The organism is Streptomyces thermoviolaceus, from assembly GCF_045209695.1.
GTDB lineage: Bacteria > Actinomycetota > Actinomycetes > Streptomycetales > Streptomycetaceae > Streptomyces > Streptomyces thermoviolaceus.
The window spans coordinates 861,570-885,542 of the sequence record NZ_CP109280.1 but is presented as its reverse complement, the minus strand read 5'-3'; the positions used below and the strand labels follow the sequence as shown (position 1 = coordinate 885,542).

The 23,973-nt window shown below is 71.8% G+C and carries 17 protein-coding genes and 1 pseudogene; 11 read left to right on the top strand and 7 right to left on the bottom strand.

Annotation, left to right across the window (positions count from 1 at the left end; all coding sequences use genetic code 11):
* The first annotated feature begins 155 nt into the window (after positions 1–155).
* The 6 genes from OG899_RS03930 (at position 156) to OG899_RS03905 (ending at position 8,252) form a co-directional block, all read left to right on the top strand.
* Positions 156–1,439 carry an aspartate aminotransferase family protein gene (locus OG899_RS03930; protein ID WP_125498545.1) on the top strand — a complete coding sequence of 428 codons (1,284 nt, stop codon included), beginning with the start codon at positions 156–158 and terminating at the stop codon, positions 1,437–1,439.
* A 45-nt stretch (positions 1,440–1,484) separates the two neighbouring features.
* Positions 1,485–3,224, top strand: a complete 1,740-nt coding sequence (locus tag OG899_RS03925; RefSeq protein ID WP_125498546.1) for a PucR family transcriptional regulator — start codon at positions 1,485–1,487, stop codon at positions 3,222–3,224.
* Positions 3,225–3,346: 122 nt separating this feature from the next.
* Positions 3,347–4,189 (top strand): nitrilase-related carbon-nitrogen hydrolase, encoded by an 843-nt coding sequence (locus tag OG899_RS03920; protein WP_125498547.1) that lies wholly within the window; start codon positions 3,347–3,349, stop codon positions 4,187–4,189.
* A 49-nt stretch (positions 4,190–4,238) separates the two neighbouring features.
* Positions 4,239–5,642, top strand: a complete 1,404-nt coding sequence (gene hydA / locus OG899_RS03915; RefSeq protein ID WP_189428451.1) for a dihydropyrimidinase — start codon at positions 4,239–4,241, stop codon at positions 5,640–5,642.
* 11 nt (positions 5,643–5,653) lie between these two features.
* Positions 5,654–6,679: a TIGR03842 family LLM class F420-dependent oxidoreductase gene (locus OG899_RS03910; protein WP_189428450.1), complete on the top strand. Its 1,026-nt coding sequence runs from the start codon at positions 5,654–5,656 to the stop codon at positions 6,677–6,679.
* A 25-nt stretch (positions 6,680–6,704) separates the two neighbouring features.
* Positions 6,705–8,252 carry an NCS1 family nucleobase:cation symporter-1 gene (locus tag OG899_RS03905; protein WP_189428449.1) on the top strand — a complete coding sequence of 516 codons (1,548 nt, stop codon included), beginning with the start codon at positions 6,705–6,707 and terminating at the stop codon, positions 8,250–8,252.
* Positions 8,253–8,281: 29 nt separating this feature from the next.
* Here the strand turns inward: OG899_RS03905 and OG899_RS03900 are convergent, their stop codons facing one another.
* The 3 genes from OG899_RS03900 to OG899_RS03890 form a co-directional block, all read right to left on the bottom strand.
* The gene (locus tag OG899_RS03900; RefSeq protein ID WP_125498551.1) at positions 8,282–8,986 is read right to left on the bottom strand and encodes a DUF3558 domain-containing protein; all 705 of its coding nucleotides are present in this window, start codon (positions 8,984–8,986) and stop codon (positions 8,282–8,284) included.
* Positions 8,987–9,220: 234 nt separating this feature from the next.
* Positions 9,221–10,285, bottom strand: a complete 1,065-nt coding sequence (locus OG899_RS03895; protein WP_125498552.1) for a biotin/lipoate A/B protein ligase family protein — start codon at positions 10,283–10,285, stop codon at positions 9,221–9,223.
* 103 nt (positions 10,286–10,388) lie between these two features.
* Positions 10,389–11,318, bottom strand: a complete 930-nt coding sequence (locus OG899_RS03890) for an alpha/beta fold hydrolase (RefSeq protein ID WP_189428448.1) — start codon at positions 11,316–11,318, stop codon at positions 10,389–10,391.
* A 509-nt stretch (positions 11,319–11,827) separates the two neighbouring features.
* On the opposite strand from OG899_RS03890, the gene OG899_RS03885 reads away from it, so the two are divergent.
* From OG899_RS03885 to OG899_RS03865, 5 genes and pseudogenes are all read left to right on the top strand, one after another.
* Entirely contained in the window at positions 11,828–13,654 is a 1,827-nt protein-coding gene (locus OG899_RS03885; protein WP_125498554.1) for a gamma-glutamyltransferase family protein, read from the top strand.
* 324 nt (positions 13,655–13,978) lie between these two features.
* The gene (locus OG899_RS03880) at positions 13,979–15,388 is read left to right on the top strand and encodes a phytoene desaturase family protein (RefSeq protein WP_406310903.1); all 1,410 of its coding nucleotides are present in this window, start codon (positions 13,979–13,981) and stop codon (positions 15,386–15,388) included.
* A complete protein-coding gene (locus OG899_RS03875; RefSeq protein ID WP_125498556.1) occupies positions 15,385–15,927 on the top strand; it encodes an O-acetyl-ADP-ribose deacetylase in 543 nt (180 codons plus the stop codon). The genes OG899_RS03880 and OG899_RS03875 overlap by 4 nt, the downstream gene beginning before the upstream one ends.
* Before the next feature lie 192 nt (positions 15,928–16,119).
* Positions 16,120–17,628, top strand: coding sequence for an AlkA N-terminal domain-containing protein (locus OG899_RS03870; protein WP_406310902.1), 1,509 nt, complete (start codon positions 16,120–16,122; stop codon positions 17,626–17,628).
* Between the two features lie 22 nt (positions 17,629–17,650).
* Positions 17,651–18,092 (top strand): annotated as a pseudogene (locus tag OG899_RS03865) (methylated-DNA--[protein]-cysteine S-methyltransferase); the annotation flags it as partial.
* 553 nt (positions 18,093–18,645) lie between these two features.
* Here OG899_RS03865 and OG899_RS03860 read toward each other — a convergent pair.
* Genes OG899_RS03860 through OG899_RS03845 form a run of 4 tightly spaced genes read right to left on the bottom strand, consistent with a single transcriptional unit; the run spans position 18,646 to position 23,912 of the window.
* Positions 18,646–19,146, bottom strand: coding sequence for a tetratricopeptide repeat protein (locus OG899_RS03860; protein WP_373296698.1), 501 nt, complete (start codon positions 19,144–19,146; stop codon positions 18,646–18,648).
* 11 nt (positions 19,147–19,157) lie between these two features.
* A complete protein-coding gene (locus OG899_RS03855) occupies positions 19,158–20,963 on the bottom strand; it encodes an SAV_2336 N-terminal domain-related protein (protein ID WP_229814502.1) in 1,806 nt (601 codons plus the stop codon).
* Entirely contained in the window at positions 20,956–21,942 is a 987-nt protein-coding gene (locus OG899_RS03850) for a MoxR family ATPase (protein ID WP_125500721.1), read from the bottom strand. The genes OG899_RS03855 and OG899_RS03850 overlap by 8 nt, the downstream gene beginning before the upstream one ends.
* Before the next feature lie 2 nt (positions 21,943–21,944).
* Positions 21,945–23,912, bottom strand: coding sequence for a hypothetical protein (locus OG899_RS03845; RefSeq protein WP_168131783.1), 1,968 nt, complete (start codon positions 23,910–23,912; stop codon positions 21,945–21,947).
* Positions 23,913–23,973: the final 61 nt, after the last annotated feature.

Here is a 23,973-nt window from a genome sequence, read left to right as displayed (position 1 = left end):
GCACACCGGCCGGCGCTCGCCCGTCGGAGTGCGAAACATGATCGACCCAGCGGCTTTACGACGATGGTCTTGGCAAGCCTGTCGTGCGGGCTTACGTTCGTTGCCTCCGGGCCCTGAAGGAGACAGCTGTCTGAGGCACGTCGAAGGAGCAGCTGGTGAGCGATCTGTACGACCGGCACCGTGCCGTCCTGCCCGACTGGCTGGCGCTCTACTACGAGGACCCGCTGGAGATCACCCACGGCGAGGGCCGCTACGTCTGGGACGCCCACGGCCGGCGCTACCTGGACTTCTTCGGTGGCATCCTCACCACCATGACCGCGCACGCGCTGCCCGAGGTCACCAAGGCGGTCAGCGAGCAGGCCGGGCGGATCATCCACTCCTCCACCCTCTACCTCAACCGGCCGATGGTGGAGCTGGCCGAGCGGATCGCCCGGCTCAGCGGCATCCCCGACGCCCGGGTGTTCTTCACCACCTCCGGGACCGAGGCCAACGACACCGCGCTGCTGCTGGCCACCACCTACCGGCGCAGCAACACCGTCCTGGCCATGCGCAACAGCTACCACGGCCGGTCCTTCAGCACGGTCGGCATCACCGGCAACCGCGGCTGGTCCCCGACCTCGTTGTCCCCGCTGCAGACCCTGTACGTGCACGGCGGTGTGCGCACCCGTGGCCCCTTCGCCCACCTCGACGACGACCGCTTCGTCGAGGCATGCGTCGCCGACCTGAAGGACCTGCTCGGCCACACCCGCCCGCCCGCCGCGCTGATCGCCGAACCCATCCAGGGCGTCGGCGGCTTCACCTCCCCGCCCGACGGCCTGTACGCCGCCTTCCGCGAGGTGCTCGCCGAGCACGGCATCCTGTGGATCAGCGACGAGGTGCAGACCGGCTGGGGACGCACCGGCGACCACTTCTGGGGCTGGCAGGCCCACGGGCGCAACGGACCACCGGACATCCTCACCTTCGCCAAGGGCCTCGGCAACGGCATGTCCGTCGGCGGTGTCGTCGCCCGCGCGGAGATCATGAACTGCCTGGACGCCAACAGCATCTCCACCTTCGGCGGCACCCAGGTCACCATGGCCGCCGGCCTGGCCAACCTCACCTACCTGCTCGAACACGACCTGCAGGGCAACGCCCGGCGGGTGGGCGGGCTGCTCATCGAACGACTGAGGGCCGTCGCCGCGAAGGTGCCCGCCGTGCGGGAGGTCCGCGGACGCGGCCTGATGATCGGCGTCGAACTGGCCAGGCCGGGTACCGACGAGGCCGACCCGCAGGCCGCGAACGCGGTGCTGGAGGCGGCCCGGGACGGCGGCCTGCTCATCGGCAAGGGCGGCGGCCACGACACCAGCGCCCTGCGCATCGCCCCTCCGCTGTCGCTGACCGTGGCGGAGGCGGAGGAAGGCGCCGCGATCCTCGAACGCGCGCTGCACGCCGTCAGCTGAGGAGCGCGGCCGAGCACCAACAGCCCGATCAAGGGGGCGTCGCACATGACCACCGCCTCGGACCGACACCTCACCCACCGCGATCCCCTCCGGCCCCCGACCGGTCCGAAACCCCTGCGGGCAGCCGCCTGGTCCGCACCGGGCTCCCCGTCCCGGCCGCCGTGGCAGCCGTCCGCGGTGCCCCGCCTGGACCCGGCAGACCGGCCCTCGCCCGAGCAGCCGCTGTCCGTCCGGCAGGTGCTCGCCCTGGAACGGGTGCTCGCCGGGGAACCGGAGGTGGTGGCCGCAGCCGCCCAGCTGGACCGGCCGGTGCGCTGGGTGCACGTCGCCGAGGCGGCGGACGTCGGCGTGATGCTCAGCGGCGGCGAGATGGTCCTCACCACCGGGGTGCTGCTCGCCGGCGACGAGGAGAAACAGGCCGAGTACATCCGCTCCCTGCACCGCGCCGAGGCCGCGGCCGTCGTCCTCGGTCTGGGGCGCGCCTTTCCCCGGCCGCCGGAGGCGATGCGCCGGGCCGCCGAACGGTGCGGGCTGCCGCTGGTCGTGCTGCACCGGCCGTTCCCGTTCGCCGAGCTGACCGAGGAGGTCCAGGCCCGGCTGGTGAAACGCAAGTACGCCTCGGTCAGCCTCTCCGAGTCCGTCCGCACCACGCTGACCGCGCTGATCACCGCCGGGGCGCCGCTGCAGGCCCTGCTGGACGAGATCGCCCAGCACGCCGGATGCCCCGTCGTGCTCACCAACCTCGCCCACCGGGTGCTGGCCACGGCGGGGGAGCGGTCCGCGGTGGACGACGTGCTGCGCGACTGGGAACGCATCGCCCGGCAGGCCTGGGGACACCACCCGGGCCCCACCGGCACGGGGACGGGCGGCGAGACGGACGGCTGGATCCGTGCCGAACTGGGCGGACGAGGGCAGCGGTGGGGCCGGCTGGTGCTGTGCGGGTACCGCGGGGACACCGCCACCGGACGGCTGCTGGCCGACCGGGGCGCCGAGGCCCTGGTCCTGCACCGCCTGCTCGACGACGCCGCCGGCTCCTGGGAGGAACAGTCCGCGCAGAGCCTGCTCGCCGACCTCGTCGGCGGTGTCGTCCCCGCCCGGCAGCTGCTGCCCCGGGCCCGGGCGGCCGGGCTGCCGGTGGGCCGCCGCACCTATGTGCCCCTGGCCGTCCGCGGCGGCGACGCCTCCCGGCTGGACCGGCTGCTCAGGCTGCTGGGTCTGCCCGGACTGGTCGCCGACCTCGGCGACGGACACGCCGCGGTGCTGCTCAGCCTCGCCTGCGACCAGGACGCCGACACCCTCACCTGCCATCTCGCGACCCGGCTGCGTGCCGAGCCCGGGCAGCAGGACGCCGTCGTGGCCGCCTCCGCACCGCTCACCTGCTGGGACGACGTGCCCGACGGGCTGCGCGAGGCCCGGCACGTCGCCGACGCCGTGGCCGGCTCCGCCCGCGCGCTCGACCTCCCGGCCGTCGTCCGGCTGAAGGACGTCCATCTGCGCGGCCTGGTCCGGCTGCTGCGCGACGACCCGCAGCTGCAGGCCTTCGCCGAGCGGGAGCTCGACGGGCTGCTGTGCGGCACCGACACCGAGCTGCTGGACGTGCTGCGCACCTACCTGGCCACCGGCCGCAACAAGTCCCGCACCGCCCAGCTCCACCACGTCTCCCGCCCGGCGCTCTACCGCCGCCTGGAAGCCATACAGACCCGCCTCGGCGTCGACCTCGACGACTTCGAACAGGCCGCCTCCGTCCACATCGCCCTGCTCGCGCACGACGCACAGCAGCAGTGACACCGTGACACGCCGCACCCCGCGAATGTGACACGGTGCATCTCAAACCCGCTCGCCCGCCTTCCTACGCTCACCGACACACCCCAAGCACCGCTTCGCACCCTCGACGAGCGGAGGTCCCCATGAGCCGAGTGATCCGCGCCGCGCTCTTCCAGACGGCCTGGACCGGCGACAAGGAATCCATGATCCAGGTCCATGAACAGGCAGTACGGGACGCGGCCGCCCAGGGCGCCCAGGTCCTGTGCTTCCAGGAGCTGTTCTACGGACCGTACTTCTGCCAGGTGCAGGACCCCGCGTTCTACGAGTACGCCGAGCAGATCCCCGAAGGTCCCACCGTCCGCCGCTTCCAGGACCTCGCCCGGGAACTGGGCATCGTCCTGGTGCTGCCGATGTACGAGGAGGAACAGCCCGGCGTCCTGTACAACACCGCGGCCGTCGTCGACGCCGACGGCACCTACCTCGGCAAGTACCGCAAGACCCACATCCCGCAGGTGAAGGGATTCTGGGAGAAGTTCTACTTCCGCCCCGGCAACAGCGGCTGGCCCGTCTTCGACACCGCCGTCGGCAAGATCGGCGTCTACATCTGCTACGACCGCCACTTCCCCGAGGGCTGGCGCGCCCTGGGCCTGGCCGGTGCCGAGCTGGTGTTCAACCCCTCGGCCACCTCCCGCGGCCTGTCGGGCTACCTGTGGCAGCTGGAGCAGCCCGCCGCGGCCGTCGCCAACGAGTACTTCGTCGGCGCCATCAACCGGGTCGGCGTCGAGGAACACGGTGACAACGAGTTCTACGGCACCTCCTACTTCGTCGACCCCGAGGCGCAGTTCGTCGGCGAACCGGCCAGCGACAAGGAGACCGAACTCGTCGTCCGCGACCTGGACATGTCCAAGCTGCGCACGGTCCGCGACCGCTGGCAGTTCTACCGCGACCGCGCCCCCGGTGCCTACACGCCGCTGACCGCGCCGTGACCGGATCCGCGACCGCCGACACCGGATCCGTGACCAGGCAGGAGGGACCATGAGCAGTCGCACCGTCATCCGCGGCGGTCTCGTCATCACCGCCGCGGAGGAGATGTACGCCGACATCCTCATCGAGGACGGCCGGATCGCCGCACTCGCCGCCTCCCACACCCCGGCCGCCGAGGCGTTCACGGCCGAACGGACCGTCGACGCCACCGGGAAGTACGTCATCCCGGGCGGCGTCGACGGACACACCCACATGGAGATGCCCTTCGGCGGCACCTACGCCTCCGACACCTTCACCACCGGAACCCGGGCCGCCGCATGGGGCGGCACCACCACCATCGTCGACTTCGCCATCCAGAGCGTCGGCCGGAGTCTGCGCGAGGGCCTGGACGCCTGGCATGCGAAGGCCGAGGGCAACTGCGCCATCGACTACGCCTTCCACATGATCGTCTCGGATGTGAACGACGAGACGCTGAAGGAGATGGACCTGCTGGTGGAGGAGGGGGTGACCTCCTTCAAACAGTTCATGGCCTACCCCGGGGTGTTCTACAGCGACGACGGCCAGCTCCTGCGCGCCATGCAGCGCGCCGCCGACAACGGCGGACTGATCATGATGCACGCCGAGAACGGCATCGCGATCGACGTCCTGGTCGAACAGGCCCTCGCCCGCGGCGAGACCGACCCCCGCTACCACGGCGAGGTGCGCAAGGCCCTGCTGGAGGCGGAGGCCACCCACCGCGCCATCCGGCTCGCCCAGGTCGCCGGCGCACCCCTGTACATCGTGCACGTCTCGGCCCGCGAGGCGGTCGCCGAGCTGACCCGGGCCCGCGACGAGGGGGTGAACGTCTTCGGCGAGACCTGCCCGCAGTACCTGTTCCTGTCCACCGACAACCTCGCCGAGCCGGACTTCGAGGGCGCGAAATACGTGTGCAGCACACCTCTGCGCCCCCGGGACCACCAGGAGGCCCTGTGGCGGGGGCTGCGCTCCGACGACCTCCAGGTGGTCTCCACCGACCACTGTCCCTTCTGCTTCACCGGGCAGAAGGAGCTGGGCCGCGGCGACTTCTCCAAGATCCCCAACGGGATGCCGGGCGTGGAGAACCGCATGGACCTGCTCCACCAGGCCGTCGTGGACGGGCACATCTCACGCCGCCGCTGGATCGAGATCGCCTGCGCCGCCCCGGCGCGGATGTTCGGCCTGTACCCGAAGAAGGGCACCATCGCGCCGGGCGCCGACGCCGACGTGGTGATCTACGACCCGCACGCCGAGCAGGTCATGTCCGCGGCCACCCACCACATGAACGTCGACTACTCGGCCTACGAGGGCCGGCGTGTCACCGGCCGCGTCGAGACCGTGCTCTCGCGCGGCGAGTTCGTCATCACCGAGCGGGAGTACACCGGACGCGCCGGCCACGGTGTCTACACCCCGCGCTCGACCTGCCAGTACCTCTCCTAGGAGCGGCGCCCATGGACTTCGGACTCGTCCTGCAGACCGACCCTCCGGCCTCGCGCGTCGTCGAGCTGATGCGGCGCGCCGAACGCAACGGCTTCCGCTACGGCTGGACCTTCGACTCCGCCGTGCTGTGGCAGGAACCGTTCGTCATCTACAGTCAGATCCTCGCGCAGACCGAACACCTCACCGTCGGCCCGATGGTGACCAACCCCAGCACCCGCACCTGGGAGGTGACCGCCTCCACCTTCGCCACCCTCAACGACATGTTCGGCAACCGGACCGTGTGCGGCATCGGCCGCGGCGACTCCGCGATGCGCGTGGCCGGACGCAAACCGAACACCCTCGCCCGGATCAGCGAGGCCATGAAGGTCATCCGGGCGCTGGCCTCCGGCCAGGAGGCCGACCTCGGCGGCGGCACCGTGGTGAAGTTCCCCTGGGTCCGACCCGGCGCACACCTGCCGGTGTGGATGGCCGCCTACGGACCCAAGGCACTGAAGATGGCCGGCGAGGAGGCCGACGGCTTCATCCTCCAGCTCGCCGACCTGTACCTGACCGAGTACATGGTCAAGGCGGTCCGGGACGCGGCCGCGGCGGCCGGACGCGACCCGGCCGAGGTGACCGTGTGCGTCGCCGCCCCCGCCTACGTCACCGCCGACGACTCGCCCGAGGCCCTCGCCCACGCCCGCGAGCAGTGCCGCTGGTTCGGCGGCATGGTCGGCAACCACGTCGCCGACCTGGTCGCCCGCTACGGCGACGATTCCGACGCGGTCCCCACCGCCCTGACCGACTACATCAAGGCCCGCCAGGGCTACGACTACGCCCACCACGGACGCGCCGGCAACCCGGACACGGCGTTCGTGCCCGACGAGATCGTCGACCGGTTCTGCCTGATCGGGCCGGTCGAGAAGCACATCGAGAAGCTGAACGCGCTGCGCGAGCTGGGCGTGGACCAGTTCGCCGTGTACGACATGCACGACGCGCAGGAAGCCGTGATCGACGCGTACGGCCGCGAGGTCATTCCCGTCGTCAACGCCAGATGACTGGCGCCATCCGATTGGGCTGCCCATGACCGACACCGCTCCCTGGGGCATAGCACCCCCATCCCAGGTGACCCTCCCCGACGGGCGCGTGGAGATCGCCCCCGGATCTCCACCGCCCAGCGGCCCCTACGCCAACGCGGACCTGCTGCCGGTCCCCGTCGAACGGCGTACCTGGACCACCTACAACTTCTGCGCCCTGTGGGTCGGCATGGCCCACAACACGGCCTCCTGGACCCTCGCCTCCGGCCTGATCGCCGTCGGCATGGACTGGAAACAGGCGGTGTTCACCATCGCCCTGGCCAATGTGATCGTGCTGGTGCCGATGCTGCTCACCGGGCACGCGGGACCCAAGTACGGCATCCCCTTCCCCGTGTTCGCCCGCGCCTCCTTCGGGGTGCGCGGCGCCAACCTGCCCGCCGTGGTGCGGGCACTGGTGGCCTGCGGCTGGTTCGGCATCCAGACCTGGATCGGCGGCGAGGCCATCTATTTCCTCGCCGGGAAACTGATCGGCGACGGCTGGTCCGACGCCACGAAGATCGGTGGCCACGCGTGGACCATGTGGCTGTCGTTCGCGATCTTCTGGCTGCTCCAGGTCGCCATCATCTACCGCGGCATGGAGACCATCCGCCGGTTCGAGAACTGGGCGGCCCCGTTCGTGCTCATCGGCGCGTTCGTGATGCTGTGGTGGATGAGCAGCAAGGCCGGCGGCCTCGGCCCGCTGTTCGACCAGCCGTCCAGACTGGGCTGGGGAACCCACTTCTGGACGCTGTTCGCCCCCTCGCTGATGGGGATGATCGGCTTCTGGTCCACGCTGTCGCTGAACATCCCCGACTTCACCCGCTACGGCCGCAGTCAGCGCGCCCAGCGGCGGGGCCAGGCCCTCGGCCTGCCCACCACCATGACCCTGTTCGCCTTCCTGTCCGTACTGGTCACTTCCGGCTCCCAGGCCGTGTACGGCACCCCCGTGTGGGACCCGGTGCAGCTCGCCGCCCGCACCGACAACGTCGTCGGTCTGCTGTACGCGCTGGTGACCGTGCTGGTGGCCACCTTGTCGGTGAACATCGCCGCCAACCTGGTCTCCCCGGCGTTCGACTTCTCCAACGTCGCACCGCGCAAGGTCGGCTTCCGCGCGGGCGCGCTGATCACCGCCGTGCTCGCGGTGGTGATCTGCCCGTGGAAGCTGTACGCCGACCCGCAGGGCTACATCTTCACCTGGCTCGGTCTGGTCGGCGGGCTGCTCGGCACGGTCGCCGGCATCCTCGTCGCCGACTACTGGATCGTGCGCCGCACCCGGCTGGTCCTCGGCGACCTCTACCGCCGCGGCGGACGCTACTGGTACTCGGGCGGCTGGAACGCGAGCGCGGTGGTGGCCTTCGTGGTGGGAGGCGTGCTCGCCGTCGGCGGCGCGGACTTCCATCCGATCATCGACGGCCGGCCCGTCCCGGCGCTCGAACCGCTCGCCGACTACGGCTGGGCGGTCGGCCTGGCCACCTCGCTGGTGGTGTACCTGCTGCTGACGGCGGTCGCACCGCACAAGCGGGAGCAGGAAATGGAGCAGGCCCCCGCGACCTGACGCATGGGCGGCCCGCCCGGGGCAGCCGGTCAGCTCGGCCGGCTGCCCTCCAGCGTGGTCACCGCGGCCCGCGCCGCCTGGATGGCCCCCTTGTTGATCTCGTCGGTCGCCGGTGCCTTGCCCGAATCGAAGTCGCTGCCGCTGTAGTTGACGACCACCAGCGCGTTGGCGACCCGCACCAGGACCATGCCCTCCCGGGACTGCTGCTTGTCCTCGGTGCTCAACCCGACGTGGGAGTACGCGGCGTCCCCGAGCCCGGGCACCGCGCCTCCGCCGTCCTTCTCCTCGGTGCGCTGCTGGTACGAGGTGCGCGCCGCCTGTTCGGACCGCATGATCTCGAACGACACGTCGAGCCATCGGTAGTCGTAGCCGTCGAGCGCGTTCCAGGAGCAGGTGCGGCGCAGTTCGCTGTCGGTCGACGGGATCTCCTTGCCCGCCGTCTTCGCCTTCGGCACCAGCGACGTGATCGTCTTCTCCGGGATCGCCGTGCACGGCGCCGGGGCGGAGGTGTACGTCATCGCCGGCGCGGTCTTTGACGGGGCGGACGACGACGAGGACGGCGCGGACCCGGAGGAGGACTTGGTACCGGTGTGGCCGGCCTGCTGCCCGGCGGCATGGTGCTCCGTGGAGGGCGCGGCGAACGGTCCGGACGTGAGCGCCCAGCCCGCACAGGCGATGACGAGGACCGGGCTGAGCCGCGCGGTCAGCGCGAGCGGCAAGGGAAGATCACGCACGGCGTACTTCTCGTGTGGGGACGGACAAGGTCCAGGGCCGTGTCCGGACACGGCCCGCCGTCCGCGCGCTGCGGACGGGACGACAGTCTCACACGAGTATCCGTGCTGCGAAAGAGCCGACTCCTCGACCACCGGCGCGGTGCCGGGGTGAACCGTACCCGGCTGCCCCGTCCGTCCGCTTGTGCCGCCTCCGCGCGTGTCCCGGCCGGCTGTCCCGGATGTCCGCGCCGCCCGTCACGGCACGCGCGCCGTCCACTCCTCGCTGCTGTACTTGGTGGCCGCCAGCTCCTCGGCCCGGGCCAGCTCCTGCGGGGTGATCCGGCCGGTGGTCAGGCCGTACCGGGCCCGGAACGACTCGATCATGTTCTCGATCACACGCTCGCGCGGCAGGCCGGTCTGGCGCCGCAGCGGGTCCACGCGCTTGCGGGCGGACCGCGTGCCCTTGTCGGACATCTTCTCCCGGCCGATGCGCAGCACCTCGAGCATCTTGTCGGCGTCGATGTCGTAGGACATCGTCACATGGTGCAGGACCGCACCGGGACCGCCGTCCGTGCCGACCATGCGCTTCTGCGCCGCACCGGCGATCTTGCCGGCCTCGGTGGCGATGTCGTTCAGCGGCTGGTACCAGGCCTTGATGCCCATGTCGCCCAGCGCGGACAGCACCCAGTCGTCCAGGTAACGGTAGGAGTCGGCGAACGACAGCCCGGTCACCAGCGGCGCGGGCACCGACAGCGAATAGGTGATGGTGTTCCCGGCCTCGACGAACATGGCGCCGCCGCCGGAGATGCGCCGGACCACGGTGATCCCGTGCCGGGCGGCCGCGTCGAGATCCACCTCGTTGCGCAGCGACTGGAAACTGCCGATCACCACGGCGGGCGCGGCCCACTCCCACACCCGCAGCGTCGGCGGCCGCCGGCCCGCCGCCACCTCGGCGGTCAGCACCTCGTCCAGCGCCATGTGCAGCGCGGGCGGCTGCGGAGCCTCGTGGATCAGCTGCCAGTCGTAGTCCGTCCAGTCGGTGGCCTGAGCCAGCGCACGCCGCACCGCCGTGCCCACGCCCTGCGAGGTCAGCCCGTACATCACCGTGCCCGGCGGGAGCGCCGCGTCGATCCGCGCGGCCAGCCCCGCGGCGTCGGTGTCCGCCGGGGCGCCCTCCAAGGCGCTGTTCACCGCGTCCAGCGCCTCGTCCGGCTCGAGGAAGAAGTCCCCGGCCACCCGGACGTGCCGCAGCACGCCGTCCTCGACCTCCACGTCCACGACGACCAGTTTGCCGCCGGGCACCTTGTACTCACCGTGCACTGTTGTGGGCCTTTCGTCGCTGCCGTCAGGGATCAACACCGCCCGGGCCCGTGCTGTTTCCGCTCGGGCTGTGACCCCGTGCACGCCGCGGGAGACCGGGGGCTCACCCGCCGGCGAGGGCGTGCCCGCGGCGTTCCAGGAGCGCGGTGAGGACGGCCCGGGCGTGCGTCCACAGCAGCGCCCCGCCCGCGTCGGGCACCACGTGCCGGCGCGCCGTGCCGATCCGCCGGGCCAGCGACGCACCGAGATCGGGGGAGTGCACGGGACTGGTGTCCCGCGCGCCGTACCACAGATCGACCGGCACCGTGATCTCCGCCGGATCGAACGGCCAGCGGCTCATCGTCAGCACGACGTCGTGCGCGTAGCCGCCCGGCCCCTGGGCGAACCCCTCCCGCACCGCCCGGCGGAACGGTCGCGCGAACCCCGGCGCGGTGTAGAACCGGCGGTCCGTCTCCCCGCTCAGCCGCACCACCAGGTCGCACAGGACGTCCGGATCGGCCCTGTCCGCGATGTCGGCCTCGGCGCCCCGCGGGTCGGTGGCCACCGCCTCGACCATGGCCCGCACGTCCGCAGCGAGCATGCCCGCGAGGCCCGGGTGGGCCAGCTCGTCGCTGCCGGACACCACGGCGGCCGCCCGTACCGCTCCCGCCCACGCACAGGCCAGCGCGAACGGCGCACCCTGCGAGAACCCGATCACCGCGGGATCCCGCAGTCGGCGCTCGGCCACCAGATGCCGCACGTCCTGAGCGAAGTCGGTCAGCGTGCCCTCGGGTGCGGGATCGGACACCCCCAGTCCCGGGCGGTCCAGGCAGATCAGCCGGATGCCGAGCCCGGCGACCGGGTCGTCGCCGAGCCCGCCGTCCCGGCCGGGCCTGCCCACGCCCAGCCCCAGCCGCCGGCTGGTGGCCGCGCCCGGGCACAGCAGCACCGGGACCCCGTCCTCGGGACCCCACTCCGCCCACCCCAGCGCCCGCCCGCCGGGCAGCACCGTCCGGCCGAGACGCTCCGGCTCCTGGATCTGATGATCATTCATATCCGCATGCTAGGCCGGTCGACCTGACCGGAGCGGAGGTTTTCGACGCACGTGACCGGGGGCCCGACCCCTGCCGGTTGCCGCCTTCTGCCGCCTGCTTTCCGCCCGGCTCCCGCCCCGTTCCCCCTGATCCGGCACAGCTTCGGCCTCATCCGCCTTCGTCCGGCAGCGTCCCGGTCCCCGATCCGCGCGAACCACCTTCGAGCCCCCACGGACACGCCCGGCCGGATCCGCCGACCCGCCTCGCGCTCTACGACGATCCCCGGCGGGCCGGTAGCCTGCTCGCCGGACAGGGCACCAGACCGACCGGACGGTCAAGGAGCGGACGACGCGGTGGCGCGACGGCGCGGTGGCGCGACGGCGCGGAGGAAGGGAGAGCGGGACGCCACGCACCGCTCCGACGGCCCGTGGACGACAGGACGTCAGCCGGACGCCGGTGGTCGCACAACCTGCCCGCCACCCGGCCGATGCGCGCCACCGGCGTGCGCGAACAGTGAGGTGAGAGCCGTATGTTCACCACCCGTCCGACCTTGCAGGGCACCTTCGGCATGGTCTCCTCCACCCACTGGCTGGCCTCGCAGACGGCGATGGCCGTGCTCGAGGACGGCGGCAACGCCTACGACGCGGCCGTGGCCGGGGCCTTCGTGCTGCACGTCGTCGAACCCCATCTGAACGGCCCCGCCGGCGAGGTGCCCATCCTGCTCGCCCCGGCCGGCGGCGAGGTGCGGGTGCTGTGCGGGCAGGGCGTGGCCCCGGCCGGTGCGAGCGTCGCGCACTACCGGGGGCTCGGACTGGACCTGGTCCCGGGCACCGGACCGCTCGCCGCCGCCGTCCCCGGCGCCTTCGACGCCTGGATGCTCCTGCTGCGCGACCACGGCACCAAGGACCTCGCCGACGTGCTGAAGTACGCCATCGGCTACGCCGAGCACGGGCACGCGCCCGTCGAGCGGGTCGGGCAGACCGTCGAGACGGTCAGGGAGCTGTTCGAGACCGAGTGGACCTCCTCGGCCGAGGTCTATCTGCCCGGCGGCCGTCCGCCGCGCCCCGGCGAGCTGTTCCGCAACCCGCGGCTGGCCGCCACCTGGAAGCGGCTGCTCGCCCAGACCGAGGGCGCCGGCGACCGGGAGGCACGGATCGAGGCGGCCCGCGAGGTGTGGCGCCGCGGCTTCATCGCCGAGGCCCTCGTCCGGCAGGCGCAGCGACCCACCCTGGACACCAGCGGCGAGCACCACACCGGCACGCTCACCGCCGACGACCTCGCCGGCTGGTCCGCCACCTACGAGACACCGGTCACCTACGACTGGAACGGCTGGACCGTGTGCAAGGCCGGCCCCTGGAGCCAGGGCCCGGTGTTCCTGCAGCAGCTCGCCCTGCTGCCGCCCGAGCTGCCGCCGTACGGGTCCGCCGACTACGTCCACCTGCTCGTCGAGGGCTGCAAACTCGCCATGGCCGACCGCGAGGCCTGGTACGGGGACGCCGCCGAGGTCCCGCTGGCCGACCTGCTGTCCGAGCCGTACAACGCCGAGCGGCGCACCCTGATCGGGGACAAGGCCTCCTACGAGCTGCGCCCCGGCAGCCCCGGCGGACGCAGCCCCCGGCTGAGCGCGCACGCACACCGCAGCGCCGCCGACCCGGGCGCCTACGACGCCCTCGGCGTCGGCGAGCCCACCGTCGCCACGTCCCCGGCCTCCCCGGTGCCGGGCGAGCCCGAGGTCGGCGCGGACGGCGCCACCTGCGGCGACACCTGCCACATCGACGTCGTCGACCGTTGGGGCAACATGATCGCCGCCACGCCCAGCGGTGGTTGGCTGCAGTCCAACCCGGTCGTGCCCGAACTGGGGTTCCCGCTGGGCACCCGGCTGCAGATGACCTGGCTGGAGGAGGGCCTGCCCAACGCGCTCACCCCCGGCCGCCGCCCGCGCACCACCCTCACCCCGTCGATCGCCCTGCGCGACGGCGAGCCCGTGATGGCCTTCGGCACCCCCGGCGGCGACCAGCAGGACCAGTGGCAGGTGCACTTCTTCCTCGCCGTCGCGCTGCGCGAGTCCGTCCGCGGCGGCCTCGACCTGCAGGGCGCCATCGACGCCCCCAACTGGCACAACGACGCCTTCCCGGGCTCGTTCTACCCGCGCGGCATGCGTCCGGGCAGCGTCACCGTCGAGTCCCGCTTCGCCCCGGCCGTCGTGGCCGAGCTGCGCCGCCGCGGCCACGACGTCACCGTCGGCGAACCGTGGTCGGAGGGCCGGCTGTGCGCGGTCGCCCGCGACCCGCGCACCGGCGTGCTGTCGGCCGCCGCCAACCCGCGCGGCATGCAGGGCTACGCCGTCGGACGGTGAACACTCCGCCCGCGGCACGCAGGGCTACGCCGCCGGACGATGGTCCGCCGTCGCGCGGGCGGCGGACCACCGTCCGGCGGGACGGCGATCCCTCGCTCGGCCGGACGGCGAGCGATCATCCGTCCGGGCGGTGAACCCTCGCCCGGTCGAACCGTCGACGCTCGCCCGCCGGGCCACGGCCGCCGCGCATATCCTGACCCCGAAGCCGTGTCCGTGACGTCACGTCGTCCGACGTCACGCCGTCCGCCGGGAGGACGGCAGACGGAACGCCGGGGGACACGGCCCGGTGACCATCGGCTGAGAAGGGGTCCGCAGGTGCCGTCGATGCTCGATGCGGTCGTGGTGGGGGCGGGGCCGAACGGGCTGACCGCCGCCGTGGAACTGGCCCGCCGCGGCTTCACCGTGGCCCTGTTCGAGGCACGCGGCACGGTCGGCGGCGGGGCCCGCACCGAGGAGCTGACCCTGCCCGGCTTCCGCCACGACCCGTGCGCGGCGGCCCACCCGCTCGCGGTCAGCTCGCCCGCGTTCCGCGCCCTGCCCCTGGACCGCTACGGCCTTCAGTGGCTGCACCCCGAGCTGCCCATGGCGCACCCCTTCCCGGACGGCACCGCGGCCGTGCTGGCCCGGTCCGTGGCCGAGACCGCCGCGTCCTTCGGGCCGCGCGACGCCGGTGCCTACCGCAGACTGGTCGAGCCGTTCCTGCCCCGCTGGGACACGCTGGTACGGGACTTCATGTCGCTGCCGCTGACCGCGCTGCCCCGCGACCCGGTCACCCTCGCCCGGTTCGGTCTGACGGGCCTGCCCCCGTCCACCTGGCTGATGCGCCGCTTCACCGGGGAACGGGCCCGGACCCTCTTCGCCGGCCTCGTCGCGCATGTCATGGCACCCCTCGGCGGCTTCGCCACGGGCGCCGTCGGCCTGGTCTTCGCGCTGGCCGCACACGCCCGCGGCTGGCCCCTGGCCCGCGGCGGCTCCCAGTCCCTCTCCGACGCGCTCGCCGCCTACCTGAAGGACCTCGGCGGCGCCGTGCACACCGACTTCGAGGTCAAACGCCTCGACGACCTGCCGCCCGCCCGGGCCTACGTCTTCGACACCTCGCCCACCGCCCTCGCCCGCATCGCCGGCCTCGGCCGCCACTACGACGGCTACCGGTACGGCCCCGGCGTCTTCAAGATCGACTACGCGCTGGACGGACCGGTCCCCTGGACGGCCGAGGCACCGCGGCGCGCCGGCACCGTGCAGATCGGTGCCGACAGCCACGAGATCGGCGCCGCCCTCCGCGCCGCCTCCCGCGAGGGCCGTGCCCCCGACCGCCCCTTCCTCATCACCGTCCAGCCCAGCGTCGTCGACCCCACCCGCGCCCCCGAGGGCAAACACGTCTTCTGGGTCTACGGCCACGTCCCCCACGGCTGGGACGGCGACCTCACCGAGGCCATCGAACGCCAACTGGAGCGCTACGCCCCCGGATTCCACGACCGCGTCCTGGCCCGCGCCACCGCGGGCCCGGCCCAGCTCGCCGCCCGCAACGCCAACTACGTCGGCGGCGACATCGCCACCGGCGCGGTCAGCGGCCTCCAGGCCCTGCTGCGGCCCCGGCTGTCGCTGTTCCCGTACCGCACCCCGCACCCCGCCGTCTTCCTCTGCTCGTCCGCCACCCCGCCCGGACCCGGCGTGCACGGCATGTCCGGGCACAACGCCGCGAAGGCCGTCTGGAGGAGGCTCCGCCGGACATGACCGCGACCATCCGACTCGTCCAGGGCGACATCACCCGGCAGCGCGCCGACGCGATCGTCAACGCCGCCAACTCCTCGCTGCTCGGCGGCGGGGGAGTGGACGGCGCCATCCACCGCCGCGGCGGACCCGCGATCCTCGAGGAATGCCGCGCCCTGCGCGCCACCCGGTACGTCAAGGGACTGCCCACCGGGCAGGCCGTCGTCACCACGGCGGGAGACCTGGACGCCCGCTGGGTGATCCACACCGTGGGACCCGTGTGGTCCGCCACCGAGGACCGCTCACACCTGCTCGCCTCCTGCTACCGGGAATCCCTCCGCGTCGCCGACGAGCTGGGCGCCCGCACCGTCGCCTTCCCGGCGATCTCCACCGGCGTCTACCGCTGGCCGCTGCCGGACGCCGCCCGGATCGCGATGTCGACGGCGCGGGCCACCGACACCCGGGTCGAGGAGATCCGCTTCGTCCTCTTCGACGCCGCCGCTCACGCCGCGTTCGCCGCGTTCGCCGCCGGGACCGGGGAGGGGCTCACCGACGCCCGCTGACCGCACTGCCTCACCCCGGGGCGCCCTGCCTCACCCCGGGGCCGAGGCGATCCACCCTGGAGGTTCAAGGCGAGCCCCCGTGCCCGCACAGCACCCCGCACGATCCGCGACCTCCCAGCACCCGCCGGCACTCGCCACGTCCCTGTCGGATTCCCGCCAGACGCGCAGCCCCCGGCGGACCACGCTGGACACATGCACCACGGGATGCACACCGACCGGGAGCGCTGCCTGCGCGCCGTGGGGTCCAAGGACGCCCGCTTCGACGGCTGGTTCTTCACCGCCGTCCTCATCACAGGCACCTACTGCCGGCCCAGCTGCCCCACGGTCCCTCCCCAGCCGCAGCACCTGCTCTTCCACCCCAGCGCCGCAGCCTGCCGACAGGCCGGCTTCCGGGCGTGCACGCGCTGCCGCCCCGACACCACCCCCGGCTCCCCGCAGTGGAACCACCGCGACGACCTCGTCGCCCGCGCCGTGCGACTGATCGCCGACGGCGTCGTGGACCGCGAGGGCGTGCCCGGCCTGGCCGCCCGCCTCGGCCGCACCCCCCACCAGATCGAGCGGCGGCTGTCGGCCGAACTCGGCGCCGGTCCGCTCGCCCTCGCCCGCGCCCGGCGCACCCGGACCGCCCGGCTGCTGATCGAGACCACCACCCTGCCGCTGGCCGACATCGCCGTCGCCGCCGGCTTCACCTCCGTCCGCGCTCTCACCGACACCGTCCGCGACGTCTCCGCCCTCCCCCCGACCGCCCTGCGCACCTCCCGCACCCCATCGCCACGGCACCCCGCCACCTCACCCACGCCACCCCAGACCCTCACCCTCCGCCTCCCCTTCCGCGCCCCGCTCACCCCCGACAACCTCTTCGGCCACCTCGCCGCGACCGCCGTGCCCGGCGTCGAGGAATGGCGGGACGGCGCCTACCGCCGCACCCTGCGCCTGCCCCACGGCCACGGCATCGTCGCGCTCACCCCGCACCCCGACCACATCGCCTGCCGCCTCACCCTCGGCGACCTGCGCGACCTGCCCGTCGCTCTCGCCCGCTGCCGGCGCCTGCTCGACCTGGACGCCGACCCGGTCGCCGTCGACGACCGGCTGCGCGCCGACCCGGTCCTCGCACCCCTGGTGGACGAGGCACCCGGCCGGCGCGTGCCCCGCACGGTCGACGAGACCGAGTTCGCACTGCGCGCGGTGCTGGGCCAACAGGTGTCCACGGCCGCCGCCCGCACCCACACCGCCCGCCTGGTCACCGCCCACGGCGACCGGATCGACGACCCCGAGGGCGGCCTCACCCACCTGTTCCCCACCGTCGAGGCCCTGGCCGCCCTCGACCCTGCCTCCCTGGCCATGCCCCGCACCCGCCGCACCACCTTCACCACCCTGGTCCGCCACCTCGCCGACGGCACCCTCCGCCTGGGCGTCGACAGCGACTGGCAGGACACCCGCGCCCGCCTCCTGAAGCTGCCCGGCCTCGGCACCTGGACCGCCGACGTCATCGCCCTGCGCGCCCTCGGCGACCCCGACGCCTTCCCCGCCACCGACCTCGGTGTCCGCCGCGCCGCCCGCACCTGCGGCCTCCCCACCACCCCGGCCGCACTCACCGCCCGCGCCGAGGCCTGGCGCCCGTGGCGGGCCTATGCGGTCCAGTACCTGTGGGCCACCAGCAGCCACCCCGTCAACCACCTCCCCGCACAGCCTCGTTCGTGAGGCAGCGCACTGCCGCCGACGCCCCTGCGGCCCGCTCACCCTCGTCGCTGACAACGGCGTCCTGCGCGGCCCGTACCTGACCGACCCACGCCACCGCCCCGCACAGGACACCGTGGCGCCCGCGACGACACCCCGTTCGGGCAGGTGAAGCAGCTCGCCGCCCATTCCTCCGACGAGCTGACGGAGCCCACCCTCCAACTGCGGCTGCACGCAAGCCCGGTCCGACGCCGTGTCCGGGACCTGCTGCGCACCCCCCTACGGCGAGACCCGCACCACGGCCACCTCGGCGCTGATCTCGGCGCCCCCACCGCCTCCCGCGCGGTCGGCCTGCCGGCGGACGCAACCTCTTCGGCATCATCGTTCCCAGCCACCGCGTCGTCGGCTCCGACGGCAGCCTCACCGACTACGGCGGTGGACCAAACCGCGAGCAGCAACTGCTTGACTTCGAGCGGGGGACGGTCGTCGGTGCAACCTCCCGTCGTCCAGCGCACCACCGCGATCCCTGGAGCAACCGTGTCGGCGCCACCCAGCACCAGCGCATGACCCGGCGCACCGAGGGCAGCACCCGGAGCGCCGTCGCAGCGCCGGCCGCCCCGATGGTGAGCAGGCACGACGCATCGATGCCGGTGTACGCCTCGACGTCCCGGCCCGCCCGGCCAGAGGGCCAGCGCGGGACAGCAGAAGCACGCCGCAAGGAGGGTGAGCAGGACGAGCGGTATGGTGAGCGCCACGCGGAGGCAGCCGCGGTCGTCCCCCATGTGGGGAGAGCTGGTCATCGGTGTGATGCTTTCCTCGAGGCGTCGGCCATGTCGGTCATGAGGCTTCGACCTTGGGCCGGACACCCGACGGCGGGCGGACCGCAGCCCTGCTAGCCTGCCCGGCCGTCAAATTCTCATGCCACCCGGTGCTGGTCCTCCAGGACGAACAGGGTGGACAGGCTGTGCCTGCCTCAAGCCATCTGCGCGTAGACACGGTGGAGTCTCAGACGCCGTGGGGGCGGCGCCTGCGCCAGAAGCGTTATCTGGTTCGGGCAGCGGCGGCCTGAACCCGTGCGAGGTTGTTGCGGCTGGTGAGGGTGTCGGGGTGGTCGGGGCCGAGGATGCGTTCGCGGTCGGTGAGGTTGCGTTGGTGGAGGTCGGCGGCCGCCTGGTGTCGGCCCATGTCATGCAGGGCGAGGGCGAGGTTGTTGCGGCTGGTGAGGGTGTCGGGGTGGTCGGGGCCGAGGATGCGTTCGCGGTCGGTGAGGTTGCGCTGGTGGAGGTCGGCGGCCTCCTGGTGTCGGCCCATGTCATGCAGGGCGTTGGCGAGGTTGTTGCGGCTGGTGAGGGTGTCGGGGTGGTCGGGGCCGAGGATGCGTTCGTAGTCGGTGAGGTTGCGCTGGTGGAGGTCGGCGGCCTCCTGGTGTCGGCCCATGTCATGCAGGGCGTTGGCGAGGTTGTCGCGGCTGGCGAGGGTGTCGGGGTGATCAGAGCCCAAGGACCGCTCACGGTCGGCCAGTACCTGCTCCAGCCGGGGGATGGACGACTGCGTCAGCCCCGCCCGCCGGCCTCCATCGGTGAGGTCGGTTTCATCGTCCTGTTCCGCAGGCTCACCACGCTTGTCCTGCTGGCCCGCGCCAACGACATCCTCCAGTGCCTCCTGCTGCCCCGGCTCGTCCGGACGGAACGCATGGGCTTCCGAGGCCTTGGCAAGAAGCGAGCGGAACAGTCGGGCCAAAGTGGCATAGACCTCAGAGGCTTGGGTGTCCCGCATTTCGGCGGCCGTGGAGGCAGTGCTGCGCTGTGGCGTCGGCGAGGTCTCTGCCGATGGGGTCGTGAGGTCGGTAGAGGACCCTCGTCTGGTCGTGGGCATGGTCTCCGGTCCTCGGCATCGGGCGAGTAGAACACCACCGGGATCCCGTGCGGGACTTGAAGGTGGGCGGCGAGGTGGTCGCTGAGCGCGAAATGCGTTTCCCAGAGTTGGTCTCGGGTGAGCAGGTTGGTCAGGTAGTCGGCTGCCGCGGGATGGAAGCGGTAGAGCGTGTCGGCGGACGGGCGGGGGGTGGCGGTGAGGAACTCGGCGGTGTCCGCCAGCGTGGCTTCGGGGACCAAGCGTTCGCGGAGCACGTCAAGGACCGGCAGGGTGAAGGAACCGAGCGGGGCGGCCGCGACAGCGAGGCGCACGGCGTTGGACTCACGGTCGTCGGCGAAAGCCTCCGCGCGAGCCCGTACCTGCTCATCGACGGGTGTGGGGTTCTGCCGGGCCGGCCCTCGGTGGAGGCGACGCACAGGCGGTCGTCCGGTGGCCGGGACGAGGACGGCCTCGCAGCCGTTCGGGTCTGTGCGCATCAGTGTGCGTGCCCACGCGAGGACCTGGTCCGGGGCCAGTTCCAGGACCGGCAGGGCCAGCCACGGTTTCGTCCCCACGCTCTCACGGAGAAGACGTGGGCGGCGGTACGCGAGCAGACGGCCGGGTGAGGCAGGCTTGGGCGCGGTCGCGATGGTGCGCGGAAGATCGAGGCCGGAGCGCTGCCACAGCCGCTTGGGCAGGGGATTGATCAGTGCCACCGGGGCGGTGCGGCTCCAGGTGTGCAGGGTGCGCCACAGGGCCTCCTGCCGCCAGGCCGGCGCCGCACAATCGGAGACGACGAGAAGAAGACGGCGCGCCGGCGGGGGCTGGGCGGCGTCCGGGTCCATGGGCACACAACGCCCGTGATGGTCGCGGAGAATGGACCCGTCGGACGCATGCTCGAGGTGCCAGACACGGACGTCGCGGAAGGCTGCCAGGGCACGCAGCAGCTTGACAAAGGCGCGAACTGTTTCGTCCCACACCGCCATGGCGGTGCCGCGGTCGAGGACGACGATCGCCTCCAGCCATGGTTCCGGCGCCGGAGCGAGTTGGGGGATGAGCATCCCGGTCAGGGTGTAGTGCTCGACGGTGGCGTCGACGTCGAGGCGACGACGAACACCGGAGAGCCACGGCCGGCGAAACGGCCTCAGCGCACGGCCGATGTCCTGGGCATGAGGCAGGGCAGTGGCACGGCCCATGCTCACTTGCTTTCCCGGGACACGGTCGGTGCCTTGTTCCTTCAACCATACCGAGGCGGCCGGCTCACGGGAGGAGCCGATCGCCCGCGTACCGTCCAGCCGCCGGTCGCCGTGTGCGGACGCGGCTGTGTCCTTCTGGTGCTGCGCCGTGTCGTCCGTGCCCCCGGCGGAGGCGGAACCGTCCGCGTCCTGTTCCGCGGGCGGCCGCACCGCGGCGAGGAGCACCGCGTCGAGGAGTCCCTCGAGGTCGATGTCGTCGGCGGCGGCCCGAGCGAGCTTCGCCAGAAGGGCGGCGGAGTCCTCAGCCACGTCCCAGCCCCTGCAGCAGCATTGCCTTCAGATGTCGCCGCTGGTCGCTGTCTGTCACCTGGTCGCCACGCAGCAGGTAGACGGCGTTGAGGAGTTGATCGATGGCGACGTGATCGTTGTCGTTCAGCCTCTCGAGAAACGCCTTCAGGAGGGAATCGGTGGTTTCGTCCGAGATGTCGCCGAGGTGAGCGGCGACGATCTCCTTGAGATTCTCTTCGGAGAGGGGTGGCATGTCGAAGCGGACGCAGCGGCGAAGGAAAGGAGCGGGGAAATCGCGTTCGCCGTTGCTCGTCAGGACGATGACCGGGAATTCCGTGCACTGCACCCAGCCATCCTTGATGGTGTGCTTGCCGTCCTTGTCGGCGGTGCGCACCTCGATCTCGCGTTTGGGATGCCGGGCCAGTTCGGGAATCTCGAAACTGCCCCGTTCCAGAACGTCGAGGAGGTCGCTTGGCAGGTCGAGATCACTCTTGTCGATCTCGTCGATCAACAGCGCACGGGGACGCGTGCCCGGGAGAAGCGCCGTACCCAAGGGGCCGAGCTGCACGAAATCACCGATGTCGTCCTCGTACTCCGTGTCGCTGGCCGGCGTCTGGCCGTTGGCCGCGCGCAGGTTGTGCGCGTGGATACGGCCCAGAGCGTCGTAGCGGTAGAGCGCGTCGGCGAGGGTGCTGCGCGAGGTGATGTGCCAATGCAGCACCTCACCGAGTTCCAGTTCGGCGGCGATCTGTCGGATGACGGTGGACTTCCCGGAACCGGCGCGGCCCGTCAGCAGCAGGGGGCGGCGCAGGTGCAGGGCCGCGTTCACAGCGTCGACGAGTCCAGGGGCCGGGCGATAGGTGCGGGCAGGGTCCCTGCTCGGGTCGGTCGTCCGCCGGCCCGTGGAGGAACGCCATGGGGGAGGAAGCGGCAGCACGGACCGGTCGTCACGGTTCTCCGGGGGAACTCCCGTGCCGCGGTAGTACGGGGTCCAGCTCATGCTCACTCCTTGTACGTGACCTCTTCAGGTGCGCTCAGAACCCTGTGCGCCCGGCGCCGACAGAACGCCTGCCAGTCCCTGTCATGCCAAGCGGCTCTCACGGCGGCGAGGGGTGCCAGGTCGTCGTCATGGCTCAAGGACCCCTTCCTGTTCTGCCGGTAGGCCTCCGCGACTTGCTGGGGCAGGGACCGCCAGTACCTGGCAACGGACCTCTTGGCTCTCTGTTCGTCGCTGAGCCCCTTGCCCCGCGGCCAGATCAAAGCAGGGGTGTGCTCGAGCAGTTCCTGCGCGATGACAACCCAGTCCGACTCCGGAAGAGAGGGAACGGCCCATACCTGTTGCCCCAAACCGTGGTTGCTCAGGTGCTCCTGTACGTGCTCGACGGTCCTCAACTGGTCCGGGCTGAGCCAGTGGGGGCCGGAGCAGCCGTCGGTGTCGTTCAAGTGAGCCAACAAGTGTTCGCCGACCTGGAGCATGTCGTCGACCGTGGTTCCGTAAGGGGGTGTGAGCAGCCCCGACCAACGTGTGGTGACCGTGTACTGGACACCCAGTGCCGTCTTCTTGCGGAAGGCTTGCTCCTCGGGTGGGTTCTCCAGCAGTGTGAGGGTTGGCTCGGCCACGTCGATGCTGGTCAACGGCCTTTTCGCGATGTTGGCCCGAGGGCGCGACCACGCCACGGCATCGGCCAGAGCCGTCGTGAACCCGCGCTCCCCGGAGCCGCAGGGGAAGCGCCGACTGGTGATGACCGCACGACCGTACAGCAGCCATGCGTCCACGCGGACGATGCTTTCGCCTCCGTCGTCCTCCAGCACCAGGATCAGTCGCGGGGTTCTGTCGGCGTGAGGATGCTGATTCAGTTCGTGCAATCGGCTGTTGAACGCCGGGTTGAGACGCAGATTATGTGCCCACGCCGCTAGGTCCTCCGGCGGCGTGTCGAACTGTCGCGTCACGTGGGTCAGTGCTGCGGCCAAGTGGGCCAGTGCCCGGTATTCTCCCGTGGCAGATCTTCCGTAATGGGTGCAGTACTCGACCAGCAGCCGCAAGTCGACCGGGTTGTCGCCGCTCAGTAGATCCAGTGGCAGACCCGAGAGCATTCCGGCAAGCCGCAGGTCGTCTTCGGTGAGCGATGGACCGAAGATCCTGTCCATGACGTTCAGTGTCTTGCGGCCGACCTCAAGTTCGTCCCTCACCTCCAGCAACCGGCGAGCGGTGTACGGAAGGGCGGCAGGTGTCGTGTCGAGATGCTCCTCCGTCCATGCGACGAATTCTTCCTCCGTTTGGAACCGCAGGCCGCTTTCGTGGCGCCTGGCGGCGTCATTGATCACCTTGATCGAGATCGGTCCGAGATCGTGCACGGCTGAGACAGCACGGTTGCGAGCCAGCCAGATCTCCTCACCGTACCGGGCGGCACCGTCGAATTCATAGCGTCCCGGCAGCTGGCCGCTGATCTGTTCACGGAGCCGTTTCATCAAGTGGTCGTCCACCTTCAAGAATTTCCCGGCGTCCGGCACACCGTCTCGGATCAGCCGGATGAGATGTCTGCTCAGTTGCAGGTCGTACGCCGGTTCTTTCGCCGAGGCTCCGAAGAGCAAGGAGAGCCGCACATTGCCTGCCCGTACTCCCGCGGTGAGGTGCGACGTCGACGGAATCGCTCCTCCCGCGAGGCAGGTGTCGACGATGACGATCAGCCCTGCGAGGCCAGGGTGATTACAGAGGTCACCCAGCAGGGACGGGACGTTGACGTTGGTCAGCGGCTCCGAGTTCCTCGTCCCGGATGTGACGAAGTGCAGTGGCGCACCCTCGGCGCCCTGACCATGACCAAGCAGGGCAAGCACGAGAACGCCGCCGTCGCGCCGTGCGGCGTCGGCGGCGCGCTCCACAGCCTCGTGAACCCGGCTCTTGCCCAGATCGTCGCCGATCAGCAAGGAGTGCTCCCCCCGGTCCAGGCAGGCTCCCAGGTCCGGGTCCACGAGGACCTCATGCAGGGCTCGCGCTGTGTCCTCCAGGCCTACCAGCCTGGCATCCCCACAC

Bases quoted from the DNA above. Each gene is read 5' to 3' on its own strand.
- OG899_RS03885 (WP_125498554.1), top strand. From the start codon at position 11,828: ATGTTCACCACCCGTCCGACCTTGCAGGGCACCTTCGGCATGGTCTCC.
- OG899_RS03850 (WP_125500721.1), bottom strand. From the start codon at position 21,942: ATGAGCTGGACCCCGTACTACCGCGGCACGGGAGTTCCCCCGGAGAAC.
- OG899_RS03925 (WP_125498546.1), top strand. From the start codon at position 1,485: ATGACCACCGCCTCGGACCGACACCTCACCCACCGCGATCCCCTCCGG.
- OG899_RS03870 (WP_406310902.1), top strand. From the start codon at position 16,120: ATGCACCACGGGATGCACACCGACCGGGAGCGCTGCCTGCGCGCCGTG.
- OG899_RS03920 (WP_125498547.1), top strand. From the start codon at position 3,347: ATGAGCCGAGTGATCCGCGCCGCGCTCTTCCAGACGGCCTGGACCGGC.
- OG899_RS03890 (WP_189428448.1), bottom strand. From the start codon at position 11,318: ATGAATGATCATCAGATCCAGGAGCCGGAGCGTCTCGGCCGGACGGTG.
- OG899_RS03880 (WP_406310903.1), top strand. From the start codon at position 13,979: ATGCTCGATGCGGTCGTGGTGGGGGCGGGGCCGAACGGGCTGACCGCC.
- OG899_RS03910 (WP_189428450.1), top strand. From the start codon at position 5,654: ATGGACTTCGGACTCGTCCTGCAGACCGACCCTCCGGCCTCGCGCGTC.
- hydA (WP_189428451.1), top strand. From the start codon at position 4,239: ATGAGCAGTCGCACCGTCATCCGCGGCGGTCTCGTCATCACCGCCGCG.
- OG899_RS03875 (WP_125498556.1), top strand. From the start codon at position 15,385: ATGACCGCGACCATCCGACTCGTCCAGGGCGACATCACCCGGCAGCGC.
- OG899_RS03905 (WP_189428449.1), top strand. From the start codon at position 6,705: ATGACCGACACCGCTCCCTGGGGCATAGCACCCCCATCCCAGGTGACC.